Origin of the sequence: Nonomuraea sp. NPDC050022 (assembly GCF_044460705.1) — a bacterium.
Taxonomy (GTDB): Bacteria; Actinomycetota; Actinomycetes; order Streptosporangiales; family Streptosporangiaceae; genus Nonomuraea.
On record NZ_JBITKE010000003.1, the window covers coordinates 569,172 to 582,235 of the forward strand.

The 13,064-nt window shown below is 66.9% G+C and carries 15 protein-coding genes; 7 read left to right on the forward strand and 8 right to left on the reverse strand.

Annotated features, from left to right (window positions below):
- Positions 1-7 precede the first annotated feature (7 nt).
- On the forward strand, positions 8-718 hold the full coding sequence (locus ACIBO2_RS14050) for a FadR/GntR family transcriptional regulator (protein ID WP_397297229.1): 711 nt from the start codon (positions 8-10) through the stop codon (positions 716-718).
- Between the two features lie 4 nt (positions 719-722).
- Here the strand turns inward: ACIBO2_RS14050 and ACIBO2_RS14055 are convergent, their stop codons facing one another.
- The gene (locus ACIBO2_RS14055; protein ID WP_397297231.1) at positions 723-1,427 is read right to left on the reverse strand and encodes an HD domain-containing protein; all 705 of its coding nucleotides are present in this window, start codon (positions 1,425-1,427) and stop codon (positions 723-725) included.
- A gap of 71 nt (positions 1,428-1,498) precedes the next feature.
- Here ACIBO2_RS14055 and ACIBO2_RS14060 point away from each other — a divergent pair, with 71 nt between their 5' ends.
- On the forward strand, positions 1,499-2,092 hold the full coding sequence (locus ACIBO2_RS14060) for a TetR/AcrR family transcriptional regulator (protein ID WP_397297233.1): 594 nt from the start codon (positions 1,499-1,501) through the stop codon (positions 2,090-2,092).
- On the opposite strand, the gene ACIBO2_RS14065 is transcribed toward ACIBO2_RS14060, so the two are convergent.
- Complete coding sequence (locus ACIBO2_RS14065) at positions 2,075-3,304, reverse strand: RNA-guided endonuclease InsQ/TnpB family protein (RefSeq protein WP_397297235.1); 1,230 nt, start codon at positions 3,302-3,304, stop codon at positions 2,075-2,077. The two genes, ACIBO2_RS14060 and ACIBO2_RS14065, sit on opposite strands and share 18 nt — an antisense overlap.
- 137 nt (positions 3,305-3,441) lie before the next feature.
- On the opposite strand from ACIBO2_RS14065, the gene ACIBO2_RS14070 reads away from it, so the two are divergent.
- From ACIBO2_RS14070 to ACIBO2_RS14085, 4 genes are all read left to right on the forward strand, one after another.
- Positions 3,442-4,602, forward strand: a complete 1,161-nt coding sequence (locus tag ACIBO2_RS14070; protein ID WP_397297237.1) for an FAD-dependent monooxygenase — start codon at positions 3,442-3,444, stop codon at positions 4,600-4,602.
- A 23-nt stretch (positions 4,603-4,625) separates the two neighbouring features.
- Positions 4,626-5,045 (forward strand): hypothetical protein, encoded by a 420-nt coding sequence (locus tag ACIBO2_RS14075; RefSeq protein WP_397297239.1) that lies wholly within the window; start codon positions 4,626-4,628, stop codon positions 5,043-5,045.
- A gap of 81 nt (positions 5,046-5,126) precedes the next feature.
- The gene (locus ACIBO2_RS14080; RefSeq protein ID WP_397297241.1) at positions 5,127-5,423 is read left to right on the forward strand and encodes an amidohydrolase family protein; all 297 of its coding nucleotides are present in this window, start codon (positions 5,127-5,129) and stop codon (positions 5,421-5,423) included.
- Between the two features lie 209 nt (positions 5,424-5,632).
- Complete coding sequence (locus ACIBO2_RS14085; protein WP_358539865.1) at positions 5,633-6,217, forward strand: NADAR family protein; 585 nt, start codon at positions 5,633-5,635, stop codon at positions 6,215-6,217.
- A gap of 47 nt (positions 6,218-6,264) precedes the next feature.
- Here ACIBO2_RS14085 and ACIBO2_RS14090 read toward each other — a convergent pair whose 3' ends face one another.
- Genes ACIBO2_RS14090 through ACIBO2_RS14110 form a run of 5 tightly spaced genes read right to left on the reverse strand, consistent with a single transcriptional unit; the run spans position 6,265 to position 11,561 of the window.
- Positions 6,265-7,464 carry an ADP-dependent glucokinase/phosphofructokinase gene (locus ACIBO2_RS14090; protein ID WP_358539863.1) on the reverse strand — a complete coding sequence of 400 codons (1,200 nt, stop codon included), beginning with the start codon at positions 7,462-7,464 and terminating at the stop codon, positions 6,265-6,267.
- A gap of 1 nt (position 7,465) precedes the next feature.
- The gene (locus tag ACIBO2_RS14095; RefSeq protein WP_358539860.1) at positions 7,466-8,326 is read right to left on the reverse strand and encodes a ketose-bisphosphate aldolase; all 861 of its coding nucleotides are present in this window, start codon (positions 8,324-8,326) and stop codon (positions 7,466-7,468) included.
- A gap of 54 nt (positions 8,327-8,380) precedes the next feature.
- On the reverse strand, positions 8,381-9,223 hold the full coding sequence (locus ACIBO2_RS14100) for a carbohydrate ABC transporter permease (protein ID WP_358539857.1): 843 nt from the start codon (positions 9,221-9,223) through the stop codon (positions 8,381-8,383).
- Between the two features lie 6 nt (positions 9,224-9,229).
- Positions 9,230-10,240: a sugar ABC transporter permease gene (locus tag ACIBO2_RS14105; protein ID WP_358539854.1), complete on the reverse strand. Its 1,011-nt coding sequence runs from the start codon at positions 10,238-10,240 to the stop codon at positions 9,230-9,232.
- A gap of 13 nt (positions 10,241-10,253) precedes the next feature.
- Positions 10,254-11,561 carry a sugar ABC transporter substrate-binding protein gene (locus ACIBO2_RS14110; RefSeq protein WP_358539850.1) on the reverse strand — a complete coding sequence of 436 codons (1,308 nt, stop codon included), beginning with the start codon at positions 11,559-11,561 and terminating at the stop codon, positions 10,254-10,256.
- Between the two features lie 298 nt (positions 11,562-11,859).
- Here ACIBO2_RS14110 and ACIBO2_RS14115 point away from each other — a divergent pair, with 298 nt between their 5' ends.
- Positions 11,860-12,702, forward strand: coding sequence for a DeoR/GlpR family DNA-binding transcription regulator (locus ACIBO2_RS14115; RefSeq protein ID WP_358539847.1), 843 nt, complete (start codon positions 11,860-11,862; stop codon positions 12,700-12,702).
- A 37-nt stretch (positions 12,703-12,739) separates the two neighbouring features.
- On the opposite strand, the gene ACIBO2_RS14120 is transcribed toward ACIBO2_RS14115, so the two are convergent.
- On the reverse strand, positions 12,740-13,064 hold a 325-nt coding region (locus tag ACIBO2_RS14120; RefSeq protein ID WP_397297246.1), incomplete at its 5' end, for an acyl carrier protein.

Sequence of the window (13,064 nt, forward strand, 5' to 3'; positions counted from 1 at the left end):
ATTTTTCATGACCACTGTCCCGCGCCCGCGGCCCAGCCGTGCCGTCGAGGCCCAGGAGGGCGTCAAAGAGCTCATCCTCCGGCGCGGGCTCGTGGCGGGTGATCCCCTGCCCACCGAAACCGAGCTCATGGAAGAGCTCCAGGTCAGCCGCAACTCCGTCCGGGAGGCGCTCAAGGCGCTCCAGGCCGTCGGGATCGTCGACATCCGCCACGGCTTCGGCATGTTCGTGGGCCGGATGTCGCTGGCCGGGCTGGTCGACGAGCTGGCCTTCCACAGCCGCATCACCCTCCAGGACGGCAAGAGCCACCTCACCCACCTCACCGAGATCCGCGAGATCCTGGAGGCCGGCCTGGTCCAGCGGCTCATCGACCTGGGCTCCGAGGCCGACCTGACACCGGTGGCCGACGTGATGGCCCGCATGGAGAGCGAGGCGCTGGTCGGCGACGTGTCACCGGAGACGGACCGGCTCTTCCACGACCTGCTCTACCGCCCGCTCGGCAACCCGCTGGTCAGCCAGCTGCTCGGGGCGTTCTGGGACGTCTACCACCAGCTGCGTGACCAGCTCGGCACGCCCGACGAGCCCCCGGCCGACGTGGCCAAGCGGCACCGCGACATCTACACGGCCGTGCAGGCCGGTGACAAGACCGCGGCAGTGGCGGCGGTCTTCGCCCACTTCGACGGCGTCCGCAACCGGTTGGCCCGCCTGCACACCCGCTGAGGGGTTACTCCGATTCGAAGGCCCGCCAGTCGTCCCGCCAGTCGGCGAACCAGCGGGCGAACCACGGTGACGTCGCCGCCAGCGGCATGATGTGCTCCACCGTCTCCCGGTGGTATCGCCGCTGGAAGTCCACCGGCACCCGGTGCAGCTCCTGCACGTTGCTCACCCGATCGGCCAGCTTGACCAGCACGGCCTGCGGCGGCGCTTCCGCCAACCCCCGCAGGTAGGCCGCCTTCACCGCCGCCTTCGCCGCCGCCCTCGCCGCTGCTTCGTCCTGCCCGGCGGTCACGTCGGGCTCATCCTGCCCGGCGGTCACGTCGGGCTTATCCTGTGGGGCGGCCACGTCGGACTTATCTTGTGAGGCCGCCACGTCGGGCTTGGTCACCCACGCGACCAGCTCGGCGACGTGCTCTCCGAACCGTTCGGCGATCTCCGCGCGGGTGCACGGGGTGTCCTCGACCACGTCGTGCAGCACGATCGCCACCAGCACGTCCGGGTCGCGCACCCCCGCCCCGCGCACCGCGACCTCCAAAGCCTCCAGCAGATGCTCCAGGTAGGGCACGCCGGTCGGCCGCAACTGATCTCCGTGCCGCAGTTCGGCGAAGGCCACGGCCTCCTCCAGCACCGCGACCGTCTCCCCCGGCAGTGCCGCGGCCAGCGGTTGCTCGGCGTCCCGCCAGGATTTCCAGCTCGTGAAGATCTCAGTCATGCCTCGGATGCTATCCTCTGGTCAAACGCCTTGGTCGATCGCCCAGGGCGTACGTCCAAACGGAGGAATCCATGCCCGGACCCAAGGCGGCGGACCAGGGCCGCGAGGTGCGCGGGCGGCTGCTGCGCGTGGCCGCGGAACTGATCGCCGAGCGCGGCTGGTCGGCGGTGAGCACGCGGATGCTCGCCGAGCGCGCCGGGGTGACGCCCGGACTGGTGCACTACCACTTCTCCTCGGTGCACGCGCTGCTCACGGAGGCCGCCATCGGCACGATGCGGGGCCTGGTCGAGGGGATGGGCCCGCTGCTGGAGCAGGCCGGCACGGCGGAGGAAGCACTGGACCTCATGCTCGCCACGCTGGACGAGCACGACGGCCGCGACCCCATGTCGCTGCTGTTCACCGAGACGTACCTGGCGGCCACCCGCGACGAGACGCTGCGCCGGTCGCTGGCCGAGGTGATCACCGCCTTCCGCGACCGGCTGGCCTCGCGACTGGCCGCCCAGGGCGTGGCGGCGCCGGACCAGACGGCGGCGGTGGTCGCCGCCGCCATCGACGGCCTCATGCTGCACCGGGCCTTCACTCCCGACCTGACCGCCCCGGCCGTCGCCCCCGTACTCAGACGGCTCCTCGACAGAAGGGAACTCTCATCAACTACCACCGGATGAAGCTGGTGGTTTGCTCTCTCGGTCCCGTCTGGTTGAAGGGAGGCCGGTAGCGTGTGGCTGGTTGATGGCAGCCCAGCCCGCAGCGCCGCGTGTGGCGATGTTGCGGGCCGCGATGTGATCGGCGTGCCCAGCGAGGCCACACCTGGTGCAGACGAACCGGCCCCGCGCCGGCCGATTCGCCCTGCTGACGTACCCGCAGTCCGGACATGCCTGCGAGGTGTAGGCGGGGTCGACCAGGACGAAGGCGATCCCGGTCCGGGCGGCCTTGTAGCGGGTGAAGGCGATCTGCTGGGCGAACGCCCAGCCGTGCAGGGTGCGCCGCTGGAACCGATGAGCCCTTACCCGCCCGCGGATACCCTGCAAATCCTCCAGGGCCACCCCACGACCGGTGCGTTCGGCTTCACGCACCACGAACTTGCTGATCTGGTGGTTGAGGTCGGTCATCATCCGGTGCTCACGCCCGGCAAGGCGGCGCAGCACCCGCCGCGCCGCCGCCGTGCCCTTCTTCTGCAGCCGTCGGCGTTGCCGGTGTCGCCGCTCCCGCAGGGTGCGAACGTGGCTGTTGCCGCCGATCGGCCCGGTCAGTGCCGGGCCGGGCAGCACCACCCGGTCGGAGGTGACAGCCAGGTTCGCCACGCCTTGATCCACCCCAATGAAGCCGTGGACGGGCTCACGCACCGCTGGCTTGGGCAGAGTGAGCGCTACGTGCAGCAGCCACACCCCGCGCCGGTAGATCAGGGCGGCCTCCCCCATCGGCAGCGCCTCGATGGCTTTGAGGTCTTCCGGCCAGCCAACGTACGGCACGGTGACACGGCCGGTGGGAGTCCACAACGACACCGTCCGGGCATCCCGGTTGAAACTCATCAGCCGGGCGTCATAGGGGACGGCGCCCTGCGGCCGGAAGATGTGGGCGCGTTTCTTGCTGGCGCGCCGGTTGGCGTAGGCGCCGGCGACCCGGGCGATCGCCCGCACGGCCGCTTGCGCGCCGAGCCCAGACACCTGCGCCCGCACCTCGTAGTAGGCCAATCGATGCAACTCCAGCACGGCGAAAGTGTGGTGCTGGAAGGCCAGGCGGGAGACGACGGTGGCCGCCTGATTGCACAACAGCACCGCCGCCGCCAGCGCCTCAGCTTGGGCCGGGGCGGGCGTGAGCCGGAGCTGCACGATCGAGGGCAGACCGTGGCGTTTGGTGGCGGAGCGGCGGATCGCCATCGCACACCTCCTGTCACAGCGCCATCACCCACCGTGCACATTACCGAACGTGACCGAGTCTTTCCATACTGTTTTCGAAAGGAGGGGTGGCGCTTCCTCCCGGCCCTGAAGGACCGGGTCTCCGCGTCACCATTCAGATGAAAGCTGTGATCTGCGGTGCCGGCATCGGCGGGCTGGCCCTGGCCCAGCGCCTCGACGCCATCGGCTGGGACGTGGTGGTGCTGGAGCGATCCCCCGGCCCCCGACCCCAGGGCTACATGATCGACTTCTTCGGTCCGGGATTCGACGCCGCGGAGGCCATGGGCGTACTGCCTCGCCTCCAGGAGGTGGGCTACACGGTCACGGAGATGACGTACCGCGACGAGGAGGGCCGCCGCCGCGCCGGGCTCGGCTTCGACCAGTTCGCCAAGGTCGTAAACGGCCGCCTGATCAGCATCATGCGCCCCGACCTCGAACGATCCCTGCGCGAACACCTCTCCGAGCGCGTCGACCTCCGCTACGGCGCCGCGCTCACCGGCGTCGAGAACCACCCGGAAGGCGTCCGGGTGACCGTCAACGGCGACACGCTGGAGGCCGATCTCCTGGTGGGCGCCGACGGCATCCACTCGACGGTCCGCGGCCTGGTGTTCGGCGAGGAGCGCGACTTCCTGCGCCACCTAGGCTTCCACACGGCCGCGTGGATCTTCACGGACCCGGAGGTCCGGGCCGAGGTGGCCGGGCAGTTGACGCTGACCGACACGATGACCAGGCAGCTCGGCTTCTACGCCCTGCGCGGCGACCAGGTCGCCGTCTTCGCCGTCCACCGCACGGAGGACCGCACCCTGCCCGCCGACCCCCGCGAGCGAGTCCGCCAGGAGTACGCGTCACTGGGCTGGCTCGCCCCTCGCGCCCTGGCCGCCTGCCCGCCCGCGGCGCAGATGTACTACGACCAGGTCGCCCAGGTGGAGCTGCCGCAGTGGAGCCGCGACCGGGTGACGCTCATCGGCGACGCCTGCCAGGCGGTGTCGGTGGTGGCCGGCCAGGGCGCCTCGCTCGCGATCGCGGGCGCCTACATCCTGGCCGACCGCCTCTCGGCGGAGCCGTCGATCGAGTCCGCCCTGGCCGAGTACGAGCGGGTGCTGCGCCCGGTGGTGGCGGAAAAGCAGGAGGTGGGGCGCAAGGGTGTCCGCTGGTTCGTACCGGAGGCGCGCTGGCAACTGCTGGCCCGCAGAGCCGCCCTCCACCTGGCCCGGCTGCCGCTTCTCGATCGCTATGTGATGGCGGCGGTGGCGGGAAAACAGAGCGCCATCATCTCCTAGACATCGGCGGCCCCGTCGACATCGTGCTCGATGGCGCCGGGAAGACCCTGCTCTCCGGACTGATCGACGCGCACGCGCACGTCTTCGAGGGCGACCTCGCCGAGGCGCTGCGGTTCGGCGTCACCACCGAGCTCGACCTGAACAACCTGCCGCCCCCGCTGGCCGCACAGCGCCGGCAGGCCGCCGAGCGCGATGACGTCGCCGACCTGCGCAGCTCCAGCGTCATCGCCACCGCGCCCGGCGGGCACCCGACCCAGATCATGACTCCCGACGTACTTAAAGGCCCTGGGCACGGACGCCACGATCGCCGACTCCGGCCAGGCCAAGGCGTTCGTGGAGGCCCGGCTGGCGGAGGCGCCGACTACCTGAAGATCGCGGTCGACGACTCCTGCGGGACGAGCGGGTCGCGTCCCGGATGCCGGAGCGGTCGAAGGCCACCTTGAACCGGGAGTTCAGCGACATTCCCCTGCATTCCACAGGCGCGACCAACGCCTCGCACGCGGCCCTGGCCCTCTTCCGGGCCGGTGTCCCCCCTGCCGGCAGGCACCGACTGCACGCCCTTCGGCCCTCCGCACGGCGCCTGCCTGCACCACGAACTGCTGACGCTCACCAGGGCCGGGCTGACGGCCGAGCAGGCGCTCGCCGTCGCCACCAGCGTCCCGGCCCGCTGCTTCGGACTCGCCGACCGCGGCCGGATCGCCCCGGGCCTCCGCGCCGACCTGCTGCTCGTCGACGGCGACCCAACCCAGGACATCACCGCCACACGCGCCATCGCCGACGTGTGGCGCCGCGGCGTACGACAGTCCCAAACCCCGGGCTGACCGCCGGGCCGCCCGCCGCAGCCGCCGACCTGCTGCGCCGGGACAGCGTCCACCACCTGCCCGTAGGCCAGAACTTTGGCGGGGGAAATCACCGGGTCGACCAGAAGCAGGCGGCTTACCGCCGTCGGGTCGACTCCACGAAAAGTGATCAACCGCTGGCAGAGCTTGGCCGTTGGCGGATCCGAGCGCGACTGTGGGACGGTGTGGGCGTGTCCGACGAACTTCCCCGCACCGCGCTTCCTCAGACCGTGGCCGAGGCGATCGCCGCCGAGCAGGCGGGCCAGGTTCTGCGCTATCTCTTCTTCTGGGGCCATCGCCCGGCCCGCGACGGCGGCGTCGGCCCCGGCTGCCTGTCTCAGTGGTGGCCGGTCACGTTCAGCGAGGACGGCCACCTCTTCGCCTCCGCCGAGCACTACATGATGGCTTACAAGGCGTGGCTGTTCGACGACCACCAGAGCGCCGCCGAGATCCTCGCCGCGGCTCATCCCGGTGAGGCCAAGAAGCTCGGCCGGGGCGTGCGCGATTTCGAGGAGGACGTCTGGAACGCCCACCGCTTCGACATCGTGGTCCGCGGCAACCTCGCCAAGTTCGCCCAGCACCCCGAACTGGCCGACTTCCTGCTCGGCACCCGGAACCGGGTCCTGGTCGAGGCCAGCCCCCACGACCGGATCTGGGGCATCGGCCTGACCGCCGACGACGAGCGCGCCGCCTCCCCGGCGACCTGGCAAGGTCTGAACCTTCTCGGCTTCGGCCTGATGTCCGTACGGGGCGCGCTCGCCGCCGCCGCGGCCTGATGTTCGTACGGGACGCGCTCGCCGCTGCTTCGTAGGCGCGGGTCAGCTCATGTGCTTGACCGGCCCTGGGCGAGCGCGGCCAGGAAACCGCCGACGAACGCGTCGCCGAGCCCGATGGTCGTGGGTGCGGCGACGTCAAGGTCGAAGCCGGGCAGGCAGCGAACGACCTCGCCCATTCGGTCTTCCAGAGCCGCGGCGAACTCCACCGACTCCCTTCGCCTTGGCCGGTTCCGCATGAGTTCGTACTGGTGCTCCGTGTACCCATCGCCGTGGGAGTAGCGGGTGCTGGCGATCACGATGCCCTCGTTCAGCGGCTCCGCGTACTCGCCGGCTCTCTCGCCGAATGCCGCCGACCAATATTTCGTATGGACGACCAGGGTCGGCACGGGGATGAGAGCGCGCAGCGATTCGAGGGCGCGGGCCACCTCCGTCACGGAGAGCAGGTCGACGGCGTAGCCCAGGTGCAGCTGCAGCTCGTCTTCGTTCAGTCCGTAGACGTCGATGACTTCCAGAAGCGCGTCGCGGACCAATTGGCTGTGGCCCGGCTCGTGGAAGCCGGCGTCCTCGTAGTAGACGGCCGCCTCGGCAGGAAGCTGTCGCATGTGGTTTCTCAGCGTGGTCAGACGCCGGTCGAGTGTCTGCTGGTCCCTGATCGCGTTGAATCCCGAGATCAGAAAAACGCGTGCGTCGCGGAGCAACGAGCCCAGCTCATCACTCAGCAGCATGGACTCGTTCGCCGGGTCGTTGACGTAGATCAATCTGTTCGGGAACGGCGCCCGGATGTCGATGTCGCCTGCTCGAACCCGCAGGTCCTGGTCGTACTGCACGATCAGGTGCGGATAGAGGGTGTCCCGGTCGCCGCTGCAGATGTAGTCGCAGCTTGCCGGCAGCAGGCGGCGGACGATGTCGTTGAGGCTGACCAGGTGCAGGGTGGAGGGTACGCCGAGCCGGCTCATCTCCAGCGCCGCTCGGACGGAGGTGCCGCCCAGAGTCGTCCGTTTGGGGAACCGTCCCGCGAACGCGCTCAGGCATTCGGAGGAGGCGACGAAGTGCTCGCCTCCTCCGCCCTTTTTGAGGTAGGTGAGGATGGAGATGACCAGCTCGCGTTCGTCGGTCACGGTGACCGATGACGTCAGCTCGGCATTGTGGATCTCATACTCGCCGACCAGCTGCTCCAAGACCGCCGAGGACAGCTTGAGCTCGTAGTCGACGCATCCCCCCAGGCCCAGGACCACATGGCTGGCCATGTCAGTAGAGAGATGCCTTGCCGGTCGCTTCGAAGAGGTCGATCTTCTGCGCGGCCACGACCTTCATCGCCTCGATGCACGGCGGCTGGATGGAGTTCGGCTCACGCAGGCTCTCATCGGCCAGGACTTCGCGCATCTTCATGTGGTACGCGAGCTTGATGTCACTGGAGATATTGATCTTGTTGATCCCGAGCTTGACCGATTCCGCGATCTCGTTGTCGGGGTTGCCCGAGCCGCCGTGCAGCACGAGGGGGATCCTGACCCGGTCCTTGATCTCCTTCAGCAGGTCGAGCTTGAGCTCCGGCTTCAGGGTCTTCGGGTAGATGCCGTGATAAGTGCCGATGGCCACGGCGAGGCTGTCCACCCCGGTCTCCCGCACGAAGGTCACGGCGTCCGCCGGGTCGGTGTAGATGATCGCGTCGCTGCCGTCTTCGGCCTCGTTGTCGGTCTTGCCGATCGTCCCCAGCTCCGCCTCGACCGACAGGCCGACCGCGTGCGCGGTCTCGGTGACCTTCTTGGACAGCGCGATGTTGTCCTCGAAGGACTTCATCGAGGCATCGATCATCACCGAGGTGAAGCCGATCCGGATCGCGGTCAGCATCTCCTCGTAGGTCGCGCCGTGGTCCCAGTGAATCGCGATCGGCACCGAGGAGCGATGGGCTCGCTGGGCGATCGCGGCGATCGCGTCCACTCCGAGGTGCCGCACCTCGTCGGGGTGGATCCCGACGATGAGCGGCGCGTTCTTCTCTTCGCTGATGTCCACGATGCCGTTGAACATGGCGTAGTCGCTGATGTTGAAGGCGGGCACCGCGAAGTTGTTTTCGTGCGCGGCGGCCAGGAGCACCTTGCCGGTCGTCAGCATTACTGTATTTCTCCTTCTGAATAATTGATTATGCCGCAGGACGGGCATGATGCGTCAGGTCTTGACGGCACCCGAGGTGAGGCCGCCGATGAATCGCCGCTGGAAGATGAGGAACAACAGGAGCACCGGAATGGATCCCAGAATGCTCATGGCCATCATCTGGTTCCACTCGTAGGAGTGCTGTCCCATCAACAACTGGATGCCGATGGGGACGGTTCGCATGTCGTCAGTACGAGTGAGAGTCAGCGCGAACAGGTATTCGTTCCACGAGATCATGAAGGTGTAGACGCCCACGGCGACCAGCCCGGGAACCGAAATGGGCACCAGGATCCGCCAGAGAGCCGTCCAGCTCGACGCCCCGTCCACCTTGACGGATTCATCCAATTCCCGGGGCAGGGTATTGAAATAAGCGGTCATCATGATGATCGCATAGGGCAAGGTGAAGACCATGTGCGTGAGAATCAACCCCGCATACGTATTATACAGGCCGAGTCCCACCACGAGACCAAAGTAGGGAATGACGAGTGTGATCGGCGGCACCGCCTGAACACTGACGATCACGACGTTGATGGATCGCTTCAACGGGAAGTTGTAGCGGCTGAATCCATATGCCGCGAGTATCGCCACGAACAATGTCAGCACCGTCACCGACAGCGCGACGATGTAACTGTTGATGAAAAACCGCAACTGGGCCGCATCGCCCAGGATCTTCACGTAGGCGTCGAACGAGAAGTTGTCGGTGATCAGCCGTGGCGGAACCTGGAAGACCTCCCCATTGGTCTTGAACGACGTCGACAGCATCCACAGGACCGGCAGGCCGGCGAAGAGCGCGCCGACGATCAAGCCTGCGAGCACGGCGATCTTCGCGTAGAGGCGCCGCCTTTGACGGGTGAGCACGGGTGATCACCTCTCCTTTTGCAGGCGAACGTAGAAGACGGCCAGAATCATCGTGAGCAGCAGGACTATGACGGCGGCGGCGGACGCGGTGGCGAACTCGTAACTGCTGAAGGCCTGCTTGTAGGTGTAGGTGCTGAGCATCTCGGTGACATTCAGCGGGCCGCCACCGGTGGTCATCCAGATGAGGGCGAACTGCTGAGAGGTCCAGATGAGATCGAGCACGGCCATGCTGAGGAGCACCGGCTTCAACTGGGGAAGCGTCACATTGCGGAACTTGCGGTAAGTAGTCGCGCCGTCCACGGAGGCCGCCTCGTACAGAACGGGCGAGATTCCCTGCAACCCGGCCAGGATGCTGATCATGAAGAAGGGGAAGCCGGCCCAGATGTTGATGAAGGTCAACGCCCAGAGCGCCATGTTCGGGTCGGAGAGCCAGCTCACTTCCGCGCGCAGTACGCCGATCGTGGTCAGGAGGTAGTTGACCACCCCGGACGGGTCCAGCATGAGCCGCCAGATGACCGCGATCACGGCGACCGTGAACAGCCAGGGCAGGATGTAGACGATGCGGAAGATGGCTTTCGTCACTCCGCCCAGCAACGGCGTGTTGAGCATCGTCGCGAAGGCCAGCCCGAGACCGAGGTGCGCGACCGTGCTCAGAGTGATGAAGATGAACGTGTTCTTCAGCGCGGCCAAAAAGTTGGGATCGGTGAGCACCGTGGTGTAGTTGGCGAGACCGGCGAAGACCGGATTCTGCTCGACGATCACGTTGTCCTTGAACGAATAGCTGACCACCATCGCGATGGGGATGATCATCAGCACAAAGATCAATATCAGCGTCGGCGAGAGATAGCCGTACGGGACAACACGCTGTACGGGGAAAGGCCGCGTACTTCTTCGTCGGCCCACAGGGGATTTCGATGCCGATGGTGCGGCTCCCGGGGAGGCCGCGGGATCGAGTTTCGCGGTGTCCATCGATGTCTCCTTGGTTCGGGGCCGCGCCGCACGGTCGGCGCGGCCCACGAAGTGCGGAAGGTCAGAGCACCGGTGCCCAGGCCTGTTGCGCCTTGTTGAGGGTGTCGTCGATGCTCTGCTTGCCGGTGAGCAGGAGCTGCAGTTGCTCGTCGAAGCTGCGCATGAGGTCTTCCGCCTTCGGCAAGCCCACGAACTCGTTGGCGGGATAGCCCGCCTTGTAGATGTCGAAGGCCGTCTTGAACAGCGAGTCACTCTTGCTGAAGTCCGGCTCGGCCGTCTTGTTGCCGGGGAAGCCCTTCGCCAACGTGCTCAGCTCCGCGTTCGCCTTCTTGTCCATCAAGAACTGGACCAGCTTGAACGCCTCGGCCTTGTGCTCCGAGGAGTCGGCGACGCCGATGCCCCAGGACGCGTACGGGATGCCGCGCTTGCCGGTGTAACCGTCCTGGGCCGGGATCGGCACCACCGTGAAGTTCAGCTTGGGATTGTTCTTCTTGATCAGTGTGATGTGAGCCAAGGAATCGATCATCATGCCGACCTGGCCGGTGGCGAACTTCTCCACCTTGTCCTGCTCTTTCATGGTGAGCGATCCGGGAGCGATGACGCCCGCGTCGTTCAGGCTCTTGACGTACTCAACGGTACTCTTGACGCCCTGACCGGTCAGGTCGGGCTTGCCGTCCTTGGTGAGCATGCTGCCGCCTGATGCCCACAGCCACGACATCACGTCATTCTGAATGCCGTTGGGAACGGCGGTGTCGAGCGGCAGGGCCCAGCCCTTGACGTTGCCGCCGAGCGCGCTGATCTTCTTGGCCGCGTCGAGGAACTCCGTACGTGTGCTCGGCGGCTTCTTGACCCCCGCCTTCTCGAGCAGATCGTTGTTGACGAACAGGGGGTAGACGAAGTTCACCACCGGGATCATGTAGGTCTTGCCCTTGACCTGGATCTGGCTCGCCAGCTGGCTCGAGTCGTACTTCGCACTCGCCATGAGCTCGGACAGGTCGGCAATGGCCCCCTGCTTGGCGAAGTCGCTCACCCATGCGCCGTCGAGGCCCACGACATCAGGCAACGTCCTCGACGCCGCTCCGGACACCAACTGCTGCTTGGTGGACGCGTACGGACCGCTCAGCAGCTTGACCTTGATGTTCGGGTTCTGGGCCGTGAATTCCGTCATGAGCTTGTCGAACGATCCCGCCGGTAGCTCCGGCGCCCACCACTGCGCGAACTCCAGCGTGACGGGGCCGCCGCCGCTCGATCCCGCGCTGGTTCCCGAATTGGAACCACACCCCACGGCCGTGGCGCTGAGCACCGCCACCGCCATGATCCCGAGTAGTCGCCGTGTCCGGCCCTGCAACCGGGTGCTGCCTCCGGTCATCGCGACCTCCTTGCTGTACAGGTGTTACCGCTCTTTGCCGGTTTCCGCCACATTAACAACGCGTGACGTCGCCTCACAAGACCTAGCAACAGCAAAGTTCCGCTAGGAACCGCACAGTTCGGCAAAGAAATGGGAAGAGACGCACAGTCGTTGGCGGATCGCCGCGCCGAGGCTCGTGCGGTAAGCGGAATCTCGCCCGAGAGAAGCAGCATTATGCGGTAGTCTGCTGTTCTAGGACCTGTATAACCCCTCTGTTGCGTTGATCCATAACGCAACTACCGCAGAGATGGGAGGGTCAGTGACCCTTGACGAAGAGGATCGGCAGCGTCGTCTACCCGCAGGACGTAAGGCCCAACTGGCGGCATACGTCGCAGAGACCGGGCAGGTCACAGTCAGCGCGCTCGCGGAGCGCTTCGGCGTCTCCATCGACACGATCCGGCGGGACCTGGACCAGCTGAGCGCCGACGGCGTCCTGGTCCGCACTTATGGCGGAGCGGTCAGTCAGTCGACCCTCTCCCGGGTCGACCGGGCCGTGGACGTGCGGCTCAAGATGGAAGAACGCGAGAAGGAGAAGATCGCGGCACTCGCCGGGTCGCTGGTGGAAGACGGGTCCATCGTCATGATCAATGGCGGTACGACCACTCTCGCCGTGGCCCGGAACCTGCGTAACCACCGAGACCTGACAGTGGTGACGAACAGTCTGCTCGTGCCCCCGGCGCTGCCGTCCTCGGCGATCCGCGACGTGTACGTCGTCGGCGGCGCGGTCCGCCCGCTCACACTGGCCACCATCGGCCCCGTCAGCTTCCGGGCGTCCGGCGGAAGCGAGCTGGACATCAGCTGCGATCTGGCGTTGATCGGGGTCGGCGCCGTTTCAGCGGCCGCCGGCTACACCACGAGCAACCTCGCCGAGGCGGCGATGATGCGAGAGATGATCTCTCGGGCGGCGCGCGTGGCGATACTGGCGGACTCCTCCAAGTTCGGTCGCCGGCTCTTCGCCCAGGTAGCCGAGCTCGGGGGCGCCGACTACCTCGTCACGGACTCCACCCCGCCGCCTGATCTTCTGGAAGCGCTGAAGGAGAACGAGGTGGAGCTGATCACCCCGGAAACCCTCGAAGGCGCCCCTGAAGCCAATCCCCAGTAGTTCGCCTTCCCCATGACGGGAGAGCGGCCAGACTCGCTCAGCGGGACCCCGCGTCGAGGAGGGACTCGTTGACCATGTCGCGGAAGTCCGCGACGGTCGCCACGGTGGCCAGCCGGTCCTCCGGGATGGTCACACCGAACTCGAGCTCGACCTTGGTCGTCGCCGCGATCAACACCAGCGAGTCGAAGCCGAGATCACCCAGCGTGGTTCCCGGGTCGTCAGCGGCGAGGTCCACACCGCCGTCCTCCCCCGCCGCCTCGCACAGGATCCGGAGGACAGTCGATACGTCGATGCGGTCCATGGCGCTCCTCGTCTCTGGGTGGGGTCTGACCTGGTCGGCCAGCGTCTGAGTGGGGTCTGGT

Bases quoted from the DNA above. Each gene is read 5' to 3' on its own strand.
- ACIBO2_RS14050 (WP_397297229.1), top strand. From the start codon at position 8: ATGACCACTGTCCCGCGCCCGCGGCCCAGCCGTGCCGTCGAGGCCCAG.
- ACIBO2_RS14055 (WP_397297231.1), bottom strand. From the start codon at position 1,427: ATGACTGAGATCTTCACGAGCTGGAAATCCTGGCGGGACGCCGAGCAA.
- ACIBO2_RS14060 (WP_397297233.1), top strand. From the start codon at position 1,499: ATGCCCGGACCCAAGGCGGCGGACCAGGGCCGCGAGGTGCGCGGGCGG.
- ACIBO2_RS14065 (WP_397297235.1), bottom strand. From the start codon at position 3,304: ATGGCGATCCGCCGCTCCGCCACCAAACGCCACGGTCTGCCCTCGATC.
- ACIBO2_RS14070 (WP_397297237.1), top strand. From the start codon at position 3,442: ATGAAAGCTGTGATCTGCGGTGCCGGCATCGGCGGGCTGGCCCTGGCC.
- ACIBO2_RS14090 (WP_358539863.1), bottom strand. From the start codon at position 7,464: ATGGCCAGCCATGTGGTCCTGGGCCTGGGGGGATGCGTCGACTACGAG.
- ACIBO2_RS14095 (WP_358539860.1), bottom strand. From the start codon at position 8,326: ATGCTGACGACCGGCAAGGTGCTCCTGGCCGCCGCGCACGAAAACAAC.
- ACIBO2_RS14110 (WP_358539850.1), bottom strand. From the start codon at position 11,561: ATGACCGGAGGCAGCACCCGGTTGCAGGGCCGGACACGGCGACTACTC.